Raw genomic sequence first — 13,317 nt, forward strand, 5'->3', positions numbered from 1 at the left:
ACCCGACCCGAGGAACGCCCCTTCAGGAGCCGCCCATGCAGATCGACCTTCGCACGGTCTCCATCCAGCCGCTGCGCAACACCTTCGACCATCTGGCGCGCCGCTTCGGCGACAAGCCGGCCTCGCGCTACCAGGAAGGCAGCTACGACATCCAGGCCGCCGAGAACCTCCATTACCGGCCCACCTGGGACCCGGACCAGGAGCTCTACGACCCGGGCATCACCCGCATCGTGATGGAGGACTGGTACGCGCTGAAGGACCCGCGCCAGTTTTACTACAGCAGCTACACCGTCGCCCGCGCCCGCCAGCAGGAAACCGCCGACGCCAACTTCACCTTCGCCGAGGCGCGCGGCCTTGCCGGCCTGCTGCCGGAAGACCTGCGGAGCATCGCCCTCGACCTGCTGGTACCGCTGCGCCACGTGGCGTGGGGCGCCAACCAGAACGACACCTTCGTGTGCGGCTACGGCTATGGCGTCGCCTTCACCCAGCCGTGCATGTTCGCCGCCATGGACCAGCTCGGCATCGCCCAATACCTGTCGCGGCTCGGCCTGCTGCTCGGCGACGTTGAGGCGCTGGAGGCGGGCAGGGCCGCCTGGCTCCACGGCCTGCCCTGGCAGCCGCTGCGCCGCTACGTGGAGGACACGCTGGTGGTGCGCGACCCGTTCGAGCTGTTCGTGGCGCAGAACGTGGCGCTCGACGGCCTGCTCTATCCGCTCGTCTACGCGCGCATCGTGGAGGACGAGTTCCCCGTTCGCGGCGGCGCGGCGGTGGCGCTGCTCACCCAGTTCATGGGCGCCTGGTTCGAGGAAACCCGCAAGTGGGTGGACGCGGTGCTGAAGACCACTGCGGCGGAATCCGCCCACAACCGCGCCGTGCTCGCCGAATGGTGCGGCAGCTGGAGCGCCCGCGCCGCCGAGGCGATGGAGCCGGTGGCGCGCATCGCCCTCGGCGCTGGCGCCGGGCCGGCGGTGGAGGAGCAGGCGGGGGCGCTGCGCGCCCGGCTCGAGAAATCCGGGATCATGATCTGAAGGAGGGATGCCCCATGTCCACCGTGTTCATCGCCCTCCAGGCCAATGAGGACACCCGGCCCATCATCGAGGCCATCGCCGACGACAATCCCCATGCGGTGGTGAACCGCCAGCCGGCCATGGTGAAGATCGACGCGCCCGACTGCCTCGTCATCCAGCGCGCCAGCGTGGAGGAGCGCCTGGGCCGCGCGTTCGACCTGCAGGAGCTGCACGTCAACCTCATCACCCTCGCCGGCAACGTGAGCGAGGACGAGGACTGCCTCACCCTGAGCTGGCGCCGCTGAAGGCCCTGCCATCAAGGCCGGAAAGGCCGAAAGACAAAAGCAAATCCCGAGGAGACGACCATGGATGCGAAGGTCGAGAGGAAGAAGATCGGTCTCAAGGAGAAGTATCGCCTCATGACGCGGGACCTCGGCTGGGAGCCGAGCTACCAGCCGAAGGAGAGGATTTTTCCCTACGCCGCCTATGAGGGCATCAAGGTGCACGACTGGGAGAAGTGGGAGGACCCCTTCCGCCTCACCATGGATGCCTATTGGAAGTATCAGGCCGAGAAGGAACGCAAGTTCTACGCCATCGTGGATGCCCATGCTCAGAACAACGGGCACCTCAACATCACCGATGCGCGCTATCTTTCGGCACTGAAGATCTTCCTGCAGGCCATCAGCCCCGGCGAGTATGCCGCGCACAAGGGCTTCGCCCGCGTGGGGCGCGAGTTTCCCGGCGTCGGCACCCAGGTCGCCTGCCAGATGCAGGCCATCGACGAGCTGCGCCACGCGCAGACGCAGATCCACGCCCTCTCCAACTACAACAAGTATTACACGGGCTTCCACGCCTTCGCCGATGCCCGCGACCGCATCTGGTACACCTCCGTGGCGCGCTCGTTCTTCGACGACGCCATGAGCGCCGGGCCGTTCGAGTTCATGATCGCCATCGGCTTTTCGTTCGAATATGTGCTGACGAACCTGCTGTTCGTGCCCTTCATGTCGGGTGCCGCCTACAACGGCGACATGGCCACCGTCACCTTCGGCTTCTCGGCCCAGTCCGACGAGGCGCGGCACATGACGCTGGGCCTCGAATGCATCAAGTTCATGCTGGAGCAAGACCCGGACAACCTGCCCATCGTCCAGCGCTGGATCGACAAGTGGTTCTGGCGCGGCTTCCGGGTGCTCGGCCTCGTCTCCACCATGATGGACTACATGCTGCCGAAGCGCGTCATGTCCTGGCGCGAGGCGTGGCAGATCTACGGCGTGGAGAACGGCAGCGCGCTGTTCCGGGATCTTGCCCGCTACGGCATCCGCCCGCCGAAGCATTGGGACGATGCCGAGAAGGCCATCGACCACATGTCCCACCAGTTCATGCTGGGCCTCTACCAGTGGAGCTTCGGCACGGCCTTCCATAGCTGGATTCCGTCTGACGACGATATGACCTGGCTTTCCGCCAAGTATCCCACCACGTTCGACAGGTATTACCGACCGCGCTGGGACCATATCAGGAAGCTGGCCGCCGCGGGCACGCCGTTCAAGAACTACGGCCTCGCCAAGCTGTGCCAGTGCTGCCAGCTGCCGTGCGTCTTCACCGAGCCGGACGACCCCGCCACCCTGTGCCACCGGGAGACCGTCTACAAGGGCGAGACCTACCACTTCTGCTCCGACGGCTGCCAGGAGGTCTTCGCGGCGGAGCCCGAGAAGTACGTGCAGGCGTGGCTGCCCATGCCGCAGTTGTTCCAGGAGCCCATCAAGGGCGACCTCGGCGCGTGGATGGACTGGGTGAGCCTGAGGGACGGCGCCGACAACGGCGACTATTCCCTCTCGCAGGACCGGCAGAATTTCGAGGCGTGGCGCGGCCTCGCCACCTCGAACACCTGAGGGCGACGCCATGACCATCACCTCCCTGAAGCCCTATGTGGGCATTGCGCGCGACATCGAGCAGAACTTCGGCGGCCGCCGGCTGGTCTATGTGAGCTGGGACCAGCATCTGCTGTTCGCCGCGCCCTTCCTCATCTGCGTGCCCCTGCAGAGCACCTTCCGCGAGCTGGTGGAGGGTCCGCTCTCCGCTTTGCTCGCGCCGGATCCGGATGCGGCCGCGCTCGACTGGTCCAAGGTGGAATGGCTGAAGGCCAACGCGCCCTTCACGCCCGATTTCGCGCGCACGCTCGACGAGAACGGCATCACCCACAAGACTCAGCTGCGCATGCGCACGCCGGGGCTCAACGCGCTGATGGCGGAGGCCGCGGCATGAGCCACGACCTCACTATCGAGCCCCTGGGCCAGACCATCTCCATCGCGGAAGGTCAGACCATCCTCGATGCCGCGCTCCGAGCCGGCATCTATTTGCCGCACGCCTGCTGCCACGGCCTGTGTGCCACCTGCAAGGTGAAGGTGGCGGACGGCGCGGTGGAGCACGGCGAGGCCTCCAGCTTCGCCCTCATGGATTTCGAGCGCGAGGAGGGCATGTGCCTCGCCTGCTGCGCCCGCGCCGAGGGCGACCTGGTGATCGAGGCCGAGATCGAGGAGGACGTGGACGCGCTGAACCTGCCGGTGCGGGATTTTCCCGGTACCGTCAGCCGCATGGAGGACCTGACCCCCACCATCAAGGGGGTGTGGATCACCCTCGACGACCCGGCCGGCCTGCGCTTCCAGGCGGGGCAATATGTCAACCTGGGGCTACCCGAGGGCATCGGCACGCGGGCCTTCTCCATCGCCAGCCCGCCGGCCGATGCGCGCGAGATCGAGCTGAACATCCGCCGCGTCCCCGGCGGACGGGCGACCACCTATGTGCACGAGACCCTGCGCGTGGGCGACCGGGTGACGCTCACGGGGCCCTACGGGCGCTTCTTCGTGAAGAAGTCGGCGGACGTGCCGGTGATCCTCATGGCCGGCGGCTCCGGCCTCTCCAGCCCGCGCGCCATGATCCTCGATCTTCTCGCGGAGGGTTTCGACAAGCCCATCACGCTCGTCTATGGCCAGCGCACGCGGCAGGAACTCTATTATCACCTGGAATTCCTGGAGCTTGCCCGCAGGCACCCCAATTTCACTTATGTTCCCGCCCTCTCGCACGAGCCGGCGGGCTCCGAATGGCGCGGCTTCCGCGGGTTCGTGCACGAGGCGGCGAAAGCCCATTTCGGCAACGATTTCCGTGGCCACAAGGCCTATCTGTGCGGGCCCCCGGCGATGATCGAGGCCGCCATCGCCGCCCTCATGCAGGGGCGCCTGTTCGAGCGCGACATCTATACCGAGAGGTTCATCTCGGCCGCCGATGCCCAGCAGGTGCGCAGCCCGCTGTTCAAGGCCATCTGACACCGCCGGGCGTGGCCCGCGCGCGGCGCGAGCCATACCTTCCAGATATCATGCGGGCCACGCAATAGTATTAGACGGTATTTCTGGCCCGCCATACCCTCATGTCACGGGGCGAAAAGCCATCCGTGAAAGGTTCCAGAAGGTTCCACCAGCCATGGCGCTCTCCAGCATCAGCCGCGCGCAAGACCTGCCCTCGCCTTCGGGTGTGCGCCGGATCGACAATTTCATCGCCGGCGCGTTCATTCCGGCCGCCGATGGGCGGCGCTTCGACAAGCGCTCGCCGCTCGACAACCGCGTCATCTCCTCCATCGCCGAGGCTGGGCGGGCGGAGGTGGAGGCGGCCGTCGGCGCCGCCCGCGCCGCGCTCCACGGCGAATGGGGGCGCCTCTCCACCGAGCAGCGCGTGGGCCTGCTCTATGCCGTGGCCGACGAGATCACCCGCCGGTTCGAGGATTTCGTGGAAGCGGAGATGGCCGACACCGGCCAGCCGCGCCACGTGATGACGCACGCTTTCATTCCGCGCGGCGCCGCCAATTTCAAGGTGTTCGCCGACGTCATCAAGAACGTGCCCACGGAAGCCTTCCAGATGGCGACGCCCGACGGCGCGGGCGCGCTCAACTACGCCCTGCGCGTGCCCAAGGGCGTGGTGGGCGTGGTGTGCCCGTGGAACGCGCCCTTCATGCTCATGACCTGGAAGGTGGGCCCGGCGCTCGCCTGCGGCAACACGGTGGTGGTGAAGCCCTCCGAGGAGACCCCCAACACCGCCACCCTGCTCGGCGAGGTGATGAACGCGGTGGGCATGCCCAAGGGCGTCTACAATGTCGTCCACGGCTTCGGCCCCGATTCGGCCGGCGAGTTCCTCACCCGCCATCCGGGGGTGAACGCCATCACCTTCACCGGCGAGACGCGCACCGGCGCCACCATCATGAAGGCCGCCTCCGAGGGCATGCGCGACGTGTCGTTCGAGCTGGGCGGCAAGAATGCCGGCATCGTCTTCGCCGACTGCGATTTCGAGGCGGCGGTGGACGGCATCTTCCGCTCGTCCTTCCTCAATTCCGGCCAGGTGTGCCTCGGCACCGAGCGCGTCTATGTGGAGCGGCCCATCTTCGAGCGGTTCGTCGCCGCGTTGAAGGCCAGGGTCGAGACGGTGCGGTTCGGCCGCCCGGATGATCCCAGCGCCGATTACGGCCCGCTCATCAGCCACGAGCACCGCGCCAAGGTGCTGTCCTATTACAAGAGGGCGGTGGAGGAGGGCGCCACCGTCGTCACCGGCGGAGGCGTGCCGCAGGTGCCTGCGGGCCTTGTCGAGGGCGCCTGGGTGGAGCCCACCATCTGGACCGGCCTGCCGGACACGGCGGCGGTGGTCAGGGAAGAGATCTTCGGCCCCTGCTGCCACATCCGCCCCTTCGACGACGAGGCGGAGGCGGTGGCCCTCGCCAACGACACCGAATATGGCCTCGCCACCACCATCTGGACCTCGAACCTCGCGCGCGCCCACCGGGTGGCGGCGCGCGTCGAGGTGGGCATCGCCTGGGTGAACAGCTGGTTCCTGCGCGATCTGCGCACCGCCTTCGGCGGCGCGAAGCAGTCTGGCATCGGCCGCGAGGGCGGGGTGCACTCGCTCGAATTCTACACCGAGCTGCGCAACGTGTGCGTGAAGCTGTGAGGCCGACATGACCCTCGACGAGATCAATGCCGGCGGCGACGAACTGTACGCCGCCTTCCTCGCCCGCCGGCCGGTGCCGCCGCTGCTGGCGCGCGCGCCCGGCCTTACCATCGCCGATGCCTACCGCATCCAGGAGCGCTTCGTGGCGCGGCGCCTCGCAGCCGGCGAGGCCATCGTGGGCAAGAAGATCGGCGCCACCAGCCGGCCGGTGCAGGAACTGCTCGGCGTGTTCCAGCCGGATTTCGGCATGCTCACCTCGGCCATGGCGCATGCCGACGGCGCCACCGTCGAACTCTCCCGCCTCATCCAGCCCAAGGCGGAGGCGGAGCTCGCCTTCGTGCTGAAGGAGGACCTGAAGGGGCCGGGCATCACCGCCATGGACGTCATCCGCGCCACCGACCACGTGCGCCCCTGCTTCGAGATCGTGGACTCCCGCATCACCGACTGGGCCATCAGGATCCAGGACACGGTGGCCGACAATGCCTCGTGCGGGGTCTATGTGCTCGGCGAGGCGAAGGGCGATCCGCGCCGGCTCGACATCACGCTTGCGGGCATGGTGGTGGAGAAGAACGGCGAGGTGGTCGCCACCGGCGTGGGGGCGGCGGTGCAGGGCTCCCCCGCCAATGCCGTGGCCTGGCTCGCCAACACGCTGGGCGAGCTCGGCATTCCCTTCAAGGCCGGGGAGGTGATCCTCTCCGGCTCGCAATCCACGCTGATCCCGGTCGAGGACGGCGACGAGCTGGTGTGCACCGTCGGCGGCCTCGGAAGCTGCCGGGTGCGCTTTTCCGGAAAGGCCGCGGCATGAGCGCTTCCATCACCCTGTCGCGGGAGGACGTGGTGCGCCTCACCGAGCGCATCGAGGGCGCGCAGAAGCGGGCCGTCGCCATTTCCAAGCTGACCGACGAATACCCGGCCATGACCATGGCCGACGGCTATGCGGTGCAGAACGAGCTGCGCCGGCGCTTCATCGCCCAGGGCCACCGTCTGGTGGGCTGGAAGGCGGGGCTTACCTCCAAGGCGAAGATGCGGCAGATGGGGGTTTCCGTGCCCTCCGTCGGCTTCCTCACGGACCGCATGGCGCGGCCGGAGAACTCCGCCATCACCCTGTCCGACCTCGTGCATCCCAGGGTCGAGTGCGAGGTGGCCTTCGTCATGAAGGCGGAGCTGAAGGGCCCCGGATGCACCGCGGCCGAGGTGCTCGCGGCCACCGATTACGTGCTGCCCGCGCTGGAGATCATCGATTCCCGGTTTTCCGGGTTCAAGTTCGATCTCGAAAGCGTGGTGGCGGACAATTCCTCCTCCGCCCGCTTCGTCGGCGGCGGGCGGGCGCGCTACGCTGAAGATCTCGACCTGCGCACCCTCGGCGTGGTGCTGGAGAAGAACGGCGAGATCGCCGCCATGGGCGCCTCCGCCGCCGTGCTCGGCCACCCGGCCGAGGCCATCGCCATGCTCGTGAACATTCTCGCGGAGCTGGGCGAGACGCTTCCCGCCGGCAGCTTCGTCATGAGCGGCGGCATCACCGAGGCCATCCCCGTGAAGGCGGGCGACCATGTGATCGCGCGCCTCCAGGAGCTTGGCTCGGTGGGCGTGCGGTTCGTGGACTGAGGTCTCAACCCGTTGCAAGCAAGGTCTTTTCCCATGCCCATCATTGAAATGCACATGCTGGAGGGGCGCACCAGCGAGCAGAAGCACCGGGTCGCGGCCGCCGTCACCAAGGCGGTGAGCGAGAGCCTGCCGTGCGATCCGCAGACCGTGCGCATCCTTATCACCGAGCACGGCAAGGACGCCTTCTTCGTCGCCGGCCTCACCCAGGCGCAGCGCGCCGGCGCCGCCAACGGCGCCCATCACCCCAGCCTCGAGGAGCAGAACCCGTGAGCAAGATCAGGTGCGCCATCATCGGCTCGGGCAACATCGGCACCGACCTCGTCTACAAGATCCGCCGCAGCGCCGTGCTGGAGCCGGTGTGGATGGTGGGCATCGACCCCGCCTCCGAGGGCCTCGCCCGCGCCCGCGACCTGGGGCTGAAGACCACCGCCGAGGGCGTGGACGGCCTGCTGCCCCACGTGGAGGCGGACGGCATCCAGATCGCGTTCGACGCCACCAGCGCCTATGTGCACGCGGAAAACAGCCGCAAGCTCAATGCGCTGGGCGTCATCATGATCGACCTGACGCCGGCCGCCATCGGCCCGCTGTGCGTGCCACCGGTGAACCTGCGCCAGCACGCGGACCGGCTGGAGATGAACGTCAATATGATCTCCTGCGCCGGGCAGGCGACCATTCCCATCGTCGCCGCCGTGTCGCAGGTGCAGCCGGTGGACTATGCGGAGATCGTGGCGAGCCTCGCCTCGAAATCGGTGGGCCCCGGCACGCGCGCCAATCTCGACGAGTTCACCTTCACCACCTCCAGCGCCATCGAGAAGGTGGGCGGAGCGCGGAAGGGCAAGGCGCTCGCCATCATCAACCCGGCCGAGCCGCCGATGATCATGCGCAACACCATCTATTGCCTCACCGCCGATACGCCGGACGAGGCCCGCATCACCTCCTCCATCCTGAAGATGATCGGCGAGGTGCAGAAGTATGTTCCGGGCTATCGCCTCGTGAACGGGCCGATCTTCGACGGCAACAAAGTGTCCGTCTTCATGGAGGTCGCCGGCCTCGGCGACTACCTGCCCCGCTATGCCGGCAACCTCGACATCATGACCGCCGCCGGCACCCGAACCGCTGAGATGTTCGCCGAGGAGATCCTCTCCGGGCGCATCAAGCCGAAAGCCGTGGAGGCCGCGTGATGACGACTTCTTCCGAAAGCCTGAAGGGCCGAAAGGTCATTCTGCACGACATGTGCCTGCGCGACGGCATGCATGCCAAGCGCGAGCAGATCAGCATCGACCAGATGGTGAGGATCGCGACCGGCCTCGATGATGCCGGCGTGCCCTATCTCCAGGTCACCCACGGCGCGGGCCTCGGCGGCAACTCGCTGCAGCACGGCTTCGCCCTGGCCGGCAACGAGGAATACATCGCGGCAGTGGCCGGGCGCATGAGGCAGGCCAAGGTCTCCGTGCTGCTCATCCCCGGCCTCGGCACCATGCGCGAGCTGCAGTCCGCCTATGATGCCGGCGCCCGCTCGGTGCATGTGGCCACCCACTGCACGGAGGCCGACACCGCGCCCCAGCACATCGCCTTCGCCCGTAAGCTCGGCATGGACACCACCGGCTTCCTGATGATGGCCCACCTGAACGACCCCGCCGGCATCGCCCGCCAGGGCAAGCTGATGGAAAGCTATGGCGCGCAGACCGTCTACGTGACGGATTCCGCAGGCTACATGCTGCCGGACGACGTGCGCGAGCGCATCCGCGCCCTGCGCGAGGTGCTTGATCCAGCCACCGAGATCGGCTTCCACGGCCACCACAATCTCGGCATGGGCATCGCCAATTCCATCGCCGCCATCGAGGCGGGCGCGAGCCGCATCGACGGCTCGGTGGCGGGCCTCGGCGCCGGGGCCGGCAACACGCCGCTGGAGGTGTTCGCGGCGGTGTGCGCGCGCATGGGCATCGAGACCGGGGTGGACCTCTTCAAGCTGATGGACCTCGCCGAGGACGTCATCGTGCCCATGATGGATCATCTGGTGCGGGTGGACCGGGAGGCGCTGACCCTCGGCTTCGCCGGCGTCTATTCCACCTTCCTGCTGCACGCCAAGAAGGCGGGGGAGCGCTTCGGCGTGCCGGCCCGCGACATCCTGGTGGAGCTCGGCCGCCAGAAGATGATCGGCGGCCAGGAGGACATGATCCTGGACACCGCCATGACCATGGCCAAGGCCCGCGGCCTCATCAAGGACGCGGCCGCCTGAACCTGCCCTTTCGGGGGTCGAGGCCCGGGCCGGCGCGCCCGGGCCCGCGAGACGCGCGGGAAGAGGGCGAGAACGCCCCGATGCGCCCGCAGGACGAACACACAGGAGGAACGCCATGAAGCACGAGATCCATATCGCGGACACCGGCGAAACCTACCTCTGCGACGAGAGCGAAACCGTGCTGACGGGCATGGCGCGCCTCGGCCGCAAGGGCATTCCGCTGGGCTGCCGGGGCGGCGGCTGCGGCGTGTGCAAGGTGGCGGTGCTGGACGGCCGCTACCAGGCCGGCGCCATGAGCCGCCAGCATGTGAGCGTGGAGGAGGAGAAGGATCGCCACGCGCTCGCCTGCCGCATCCGGCCGGAGAGCCCGCTGATGCTGAAGGTGGTGGGTGCCCTGCGCAAGAACACCTGCCGGCCGCGCCCGCCGCAGGCGTGAGCCCGCTCAGCTCCTGAGGCCGGAGCGGAACCGGCGCACCTGCTCCAGGAAGGCGGCAAGCAATGGCGACTGGTCGTCGGTGCGGTAGATGCAGCTCAGGTCCACCCGCGCCGGCGCCGGCACGCCGCTGAGCGGGCGGTAGGCCACGCCGGGGAAGGCCAGCACGGTGGCGGATTCCGGCACCAGGCACAGGCCGAAGCCGCCGGCCACCAGGGCCACCCCGGTCACCGCGTCGCCCACCTCCTGCGACACCTCGGGCACGAAGCCGGCGCTGCGGCACAGGGCGACCACCGTATCGACGAAGCTCGGCCGTGCGCCGGTGGGAAACAGCACCAGCGGCTCGCCCGCCAGCGCCTCGAACGGCACCACCTCGCGCGCCGCCAGCGGATGGGCGGCATTGACCGCGAGCACCAGCGCCTCGGTGGTGACGAGCTCGGCGGTGATGCCGGGGGTGGGGCTGAGGATGCGGTTGAAGCCGATGCCGATGCGGCGCTGGCGCAGGGCTTCGATCTGCTCGCCCTTGTTCATGGTGTGGAGCACGATTTTCACGTTCGGGAAGTCGGCCTTGTAGGCGCGCAGCAGTTTCGGGATCACATCGAGGATGGCGGAGCCGAAGATGGCGATGTCGAGCCGGCCGAGCTTGCCCTGGCCCGCCCGCTGGGTGCGCTCGGTGGCCTGCTCCACCACGGCGCGGATGTTGCGCGCCTCGGCGAGAAAGAGCTCGCCGGCCTCTGTCAGTTCCACGCCGCGCGGGGTGCGGATGAAGAGGGTCACGCCCAGTTCTGCTTCCAACTGCTGGATCTGGCGCGTCAGCGGCGGCTGGGAGATGTGCATGCGGGCCGCCGCCCGGCCGATGTTCTTCTCCTCGGCCACGGCGATGAAATATCTCAGGTGCCGGAGGTCCATGGGCGGAATGGCTCGCGTCTTTGTCGTCCAGCCATACTTTAAAGGTATGATGTATCCCATTCAATGATATTGGAGGGACTTCCCCACCCCCGATAGCCTCGGCCGCGCGCCGCCCCGGCGCCGCCTCACCCGTGCCGCTTCGGCGGCATGTGCTAGAAAAAGGCGGCACGCCGCGGACAACGAAACCGGACGGAGGGCAAGCGGGGGTCACACCCGCGCCGCGCCGAACTGGGGAAGGGCGGGGGAGGAGAACCGAGAATGGCGAAGAGCAAGCTGATCGAGCAGTTCGACCTGCGCTCCCGGCTGAGATTCGACCTGGACAACGCCCACATCTGGCTCGGCGAGAGCCGCATGCTGCTGCTGCACACCCAGGCCTTCGGGGCGCTGCGGCGCGAGCTGTTCGACACGCTGGGCGCGCGCCGGGCGCGGGGGCTGCTGCTGCGCATGGGCTTCGCCGCCGGGCGGCAGGACGCCGACCTCGCCCGCAAGCTCACCGGCGCGGGCGCGCCCGAGGAGGTGTTCCGCATCGGCCCCGAGCTGCATGCGGTGGAGGGGGTGGTGAGATCGACCATCACCCGCGCGGACATCGACTGGGAGAGCGGCAGCTTCGAGGGCGAGGTGGAGCTCGAAAGCTCGTGGGAGGCGGAATCCCACCTCCAGGTCTTCGGCAAGAGCGAGGAGCCGGCCTGCTGGAGCGTGGTCGGCTACGCCTCCGGCTACACCACCCAGTTCTTCAAGCGGCTCATCGTGTTCCGGGAGGTGAAGTGCATCTGCCGGGGTGACGAGAAATGCGTCATCGTCGGCAAGCCGGCGGAGGCCTGGGGCGAGGATGCCTATCTCGATTACTTCCGCCCCGACAATGTGGAAGGCCAGCTCAAGCAGATGGAGGAGGAGCTCGCCCAGTTGCGCGGACGCCTCCAGGAGCAGTGCAGCCGCGGCCGGCTGGTGGGTGATTCCCCCGGCTTCCGCGCCGCCTTCGACCTGCTGAGCAAGGCCGCCAACAGCCCTATCACCGTGCTGCTGCTGGGCGAGACCGGCGCCGGCAAGGAGGTGTTCGCCAACTGGCTGCACGAGAACAGCCCGCGCGCCGAGAAGCCGTTCGTCGCCGTCAATTGCGCGGCCCTGCCCAACGAGCTGATCGAGGCCGAGCTGTTCGGCGTGCAGAAGGGCGCCTACACCGGCGCCCAGCAGTCCCGCCCTGGACGCTTCGAGCGGGCCGACGGGGGCACCCTCTTCCTCGACGAGGTGGGCGATCTCTCCCCCTCCGCGCAGGTGAAGCTGCTGCGGGTGCTGCAGACCGGCGAGGTGGAGCGCGTGGGCGGCAGCGAGGCGCGCAAGGTGGACGTGCGGCTGGTGGCGGCCACCAATGTGGACCTGCGCCGCGCCATCGCGGAAGGCCGCTTCCGGGCCGATCTTTACTACCGCCTCGCCACCTATCCGGTGGTGATCCCGCCCCTGCGCGAGCGCAAGCCGGACATTCCCCTGCTGGTGGCGGCCCTCATCGAGAAGATCGGCCCAAGCTACCACAAGCAGGTGCGCGGGGTGAGCGACCGCGCCCTGCGGGCCCTCATGGCGCACGACTGGCCCGGAAACGTGCGCGAGCTGCAGAACCTGGTGGAGCGCGGCATTCTCCTGGCGCCGGCGGGTGGCCAGATCGAGGTGGAGCACCTGTTCGCGGGTGGCGCGCCGCCCGCCGCGCCGGGCGCGGTGATCGACCGGCGCGGCGCCCTCGGCCGCAGTGACGAGGCCGGGCGCGAGCAGCTCTACGACACGCTGCTGAGCGAGGGCTTCGACCTGCACCGCCACGAGCGGTGCCTGCTGGAGCGGGCGGTGGCGCGGGCGGGCGGCAACCTCACCCAGGCGGCGACGCTGCTCGGCATCACCCGCCGCCAGCTCGCCTACCGCCTCAAGCAGGACGCGGAAGCCGCACCGCTGCCGGACGTGGCCGCCCCCGGACGGGGATGATGTTCCCGAGTGGCTTTCGGTGTCTGCAACGAAGATGAGGCTGGCGGGCTGGCTGTCCTCATACCTTGGAAGGTATGAGGCGGCATACGATCAAGTATTAGACGGCATAGTTCCCGTTTTCTAGCTTCCCCTCCGACGCGCATGCGGGGCGCGATGCCGGTACCGAGCCGGCCCGC

Annotated in this window: 14 protein-coding genes; 13 read left to right on the plus strand and 1 reads right to left on the minus strand. The window is 68.3% G+C overall.

Annotated elements, in window-relative coordinates; genetic code table 11:
- Positions 1–35 precede the first annotated feature (35 nt).
- From V5F61_RS07745 to V5F61_RS07800, 12 genes are all read left to right on the plus strand, one after another.
- Positions 36–1,028 (plus strand): aromatic/alkene monooxygenase hydroxylase subunit beta, encoded by a 993-nt coding sequence (locus V5F61_RS07745; RefSeq protein ID WP_393988910.1) that lies wholly within the window; start codon positions 36–38, stop codon positions 1,026–1,028.
- 14 nt (positions 1,029–1,042) lie between these two features.
- Complete coding sequence (locus V5F61_RS07750; protein WP_393988911.1) at positions 1,043–1,312, plus strand: MmoB/DmpM family protein; 270 nt, start codon at positions 1,043–1,045, stop codon at positions 1,310–1,312.
- Between the two features lie 60 nt (positions 1,313–1,372).
- Entirely contained in the window at positions 1,373–2,893 is a 1,521-nt protein-coding gene (locus V5F61_RS07755; RefSeq protein ID WP_393988912.1) for an aromatic/alkene/methane monooxygenase hydroxylase/oxygenase subunit alpha, read from the plus strand.
- A 10-nt stretch (positions 2,894–2,903) separates the two neighbouring features.
- Entirely contained in the window at positions 2,904–3,266 is a 363-nt protein-coding gene (locus V5F61_RS07760) for a phenol hydroxylase subunit P4 (RefSeq protein WP_393988913.1), read from the plus strand.
- Entirely contained in the window at positions 3,263–4,324 is a 1,062-nt protein-coding gene (locus V5F61_RS07765) for an NADH:ubiquinone reductase (Na(+)-transporting) subunit F (protein ID WP_393988914.1), read from the plus strand. Before V5F61_RS07760 ends, V5F61_RS07765 begins: the two co-directional genes overlap by 4 nt.
- Before the next feature lie 154 nt (positions 4,325–4,478).
- A complete protein-coding gene (locus V5F61_RS07770; RefSeq protein WP_393988915.1) occupies positions 4,479–5,990 on the plus strand; it encodes a 2-hydroxymuconic semialdehyde dehydrogenase in 1,512 nt (503 codons plus the stop codon).
- Between the two features lie 7 nt (positions 5,991–5,997).
- Positions 5,998–6,795 carry a 2-oxopent-4-enoate hydratase gene (gene dmpE, locus V5F61_RS07775; protein WP_393988916.1) on the plus strand — a complete coding sequence of 266 codons (798 nt, stop codon included), beginning with the start codon at positions 5,998–6,000 and terminating at the stop codon, positions 6,793–6,795.
- Positions 6,792–7,595, plus strand: a complete 804-nt coding sequence (gene dmpH, locus V5F61_RS07780) for a 2-oxo-3-hexenedioate decarboxylase (RefSeq protein WP_393988917.1) — start codon at positions 6,792–6,794, stop codon at positions 7,593–7,595. The genes dmpE and dmpH overlap by 4 nt, the downstream gene beginning before the upstream one ends.
- A 33-nt stretch (positions 7,596–7,628) precedes the next feature.
- Positions 7,629–7,865 carry a tautomerase family protein gene (locus V5F61_RS07785; RefSeq protein ID WP_393988918.1) on the plus strand — a complete coding sequence of 79 codons (237 nt, stop codon included), beginning with the start codon at positions 7,629–7,631 and terminating at the stop codon, positions 7,863–7,865.
- A complete protein-coding gene (locus V5F61_RS07790) occupies positions 7,862–8,776 on the plus strand; it encodes an acetaldehyde dehydrogenase (acetylating) (protein ID WP_393988919.1) in 915 nt (304 codons plus the stop codon). Before V5F61_RS07785 ends, V5F61_RS07790 begins: the two co-directional genes overlap by 4 nt.
- Positions 8,776–9,834, plus strand: a complete 1,059-nt coding sequence (gene dmpG / locus V5F61_RS07795; RefSeq protein WP_393988920.1) for a 4-hydroxy-2-oxovalerate aldolase — start codon at positions 8,776–8,778, stop codon at positions 9,832–9,834. The genes V5F61_RS07790 and dmpG overlap by 1 nt, the downstream gene beginning before the upstream one ends.
- Positions 9,835–9,949: 115 nt before the next feature.
- Positions 9,950–10,270 carry a 2Fe-2S iron-sulfur cluster-binding protein gene (locus V5F61_RS07800; RefSeq protein ID WP_393988921.1) on the plus strand — a complete coding sequence of 107 codons (321 nt, stop codon included), beginning with the start codon at positions 9,950–9,952 and terminating at the stop codon, positions 10,268–10,270.
- A 6-nt stretch (positions 10,271–10,276) separates the two neighbouring features.
- Here the strand turns inward: V5F61_RS07800 and V5F61_RS07805 are convergent, their stop codons facing one another.
- Positions 10,277–11,176 carry a LysR substrate-binding domain-containing protein gene (locus tag V5F61_RS07805; protein ID WP_393988922.1) on the minus strand — a complete coding sequence of 300 codons (900 nt, stop codon included), beginning with the start codon at positions 11,174–11,176 and terminating at the stop codon, positions 10,277–10,279.
- 258 nt (positions 11,177–11,434) lie between these two features.
- Here V5F61_RS07805 and V5F61_RS07810 point away from each other — a divergent pair, with 258 nt between their 5' ends.
- Positions 11,435–13,141 (plus strand): sigma 54-interacting transcriptional regulator, encoded by a 1,707-nt coding sequence (locus V5F61_RS07810; RefSeq protein ID WP_393988923.1) that lies wholly within the window; start codon positions 11,435–11,437, stop codon positions 13,139–13,141.
- The last annotated feature ends 176 nt before the right edge of the window (positions 13,142–13,317 follow it).

Origin of the sequence: Xanthobacter sediminis, assembly GCF_043195015.1 — a bacterium.
Taxonomy (GTDB): domain Bacteria; phylum Pseudomonadota; class Alphaproteobacteria; order Rhizobiales; family Xanthobacteraceae; genus Xanthobacter.

What these genes read in the sequence shown, in the direction of transcription:
- V5F61_RS07810 (WP_393988923.1), top strand. Translation starts at nt 11,435, where the DNA reads ATGGCGAAGAGCAAGCTGATCGAGCAGTTCGACCTGCGCTCCCGGCTG.
- V5F61_RS07760 (WP_393988913.1), top strand. Translation starts at nt 2,904, where the DNA reads ATGACCATCACCTCCCTGAAGCCCTATGTGGGCATTGCGCGCGACATC.
- dmpH (WP_393988917.1), top strand. Translation starts at nt 6,792, where the DNA reads ATGAGCGCTTCCATCACCCTGTCGCGGGAGGACGTGGTGCGCCTCACC.
- V5F61_RS07805 (WP_393988922.1), bottom strand. Translation starts at nt 11,176, where the DNA reads ATGGACCTCCGGCACCTGAGATATTTCATCGCCGTGGCCGAGGAGAAG.
- V5F61_RS07800 (WP_393988921.1), top strand. Translation starts at nt 9,950, where the DNA reads ATGAAGCACGAGATCCATATCGCGGACACCGGCGAAACCTACCTCTGC.
- V5F61_RS07765 (WP_393988914.1), top strand. Translation starts at nt 3,263, where the DNA reads ATGAGCCACGACCTCACTATCGAGCCCCTGGGCCAGACCATCTCCATC.
- V5F61_RS07770 (WP_393988915.1), top strand. Translation starts at nt 4,479, where the DNA reads ATGGCGCTCTCCAGCATCAGCCGCGCGCAAGACCTGCCCTCGCCTTCG.
- V5F61_RS07755 (WP_393988912.1), top strand. Translation starts at nt 1,373, where the DNA reads ATGGATGCGAAGGTCGAGAGGAAGAAGATCGGTCTCAAGGAGAAGTAT.
- dmpG (WP_393988920.1), top strand. Translation starts at nt 8,776, where the DNA reads ATGACGACTTCTTCCGAAAGCCTGAAGGGCCGAAAGGTCATTCTGCAC.
- dmpE (WP_393988916.1), top strand. Translation starts at nt 5,998, where the DNA reads ATGACCCTCGACGAGATCAATGCCGGCGGCGACGAACTGTACGCCGCC.
- V5F61_RS07785 (WP_393988918.1), top strand. Translation starts at nt 7,629, where the DNA reads ATGCCCATCATTGAAATGCACATGCTGGAGGGGCGCACCAGCGAGCAG.
- V5F61_RS07745 (WP_393988910.1), top strand. Translation starts at nt 36, where the DNA reads ATGCAGATCGACCTTCGCACGGTCTCCATCCAGCCGCTGCGCAACACC.
- V5F61_RS07750 (WP_393988911.1), top strand. Translation starts at nt 1,043, where the DNA reads ATGTCCACCGTGTTCATCGCCCTCCAGGCCAATGAGGACACCCGGCCC.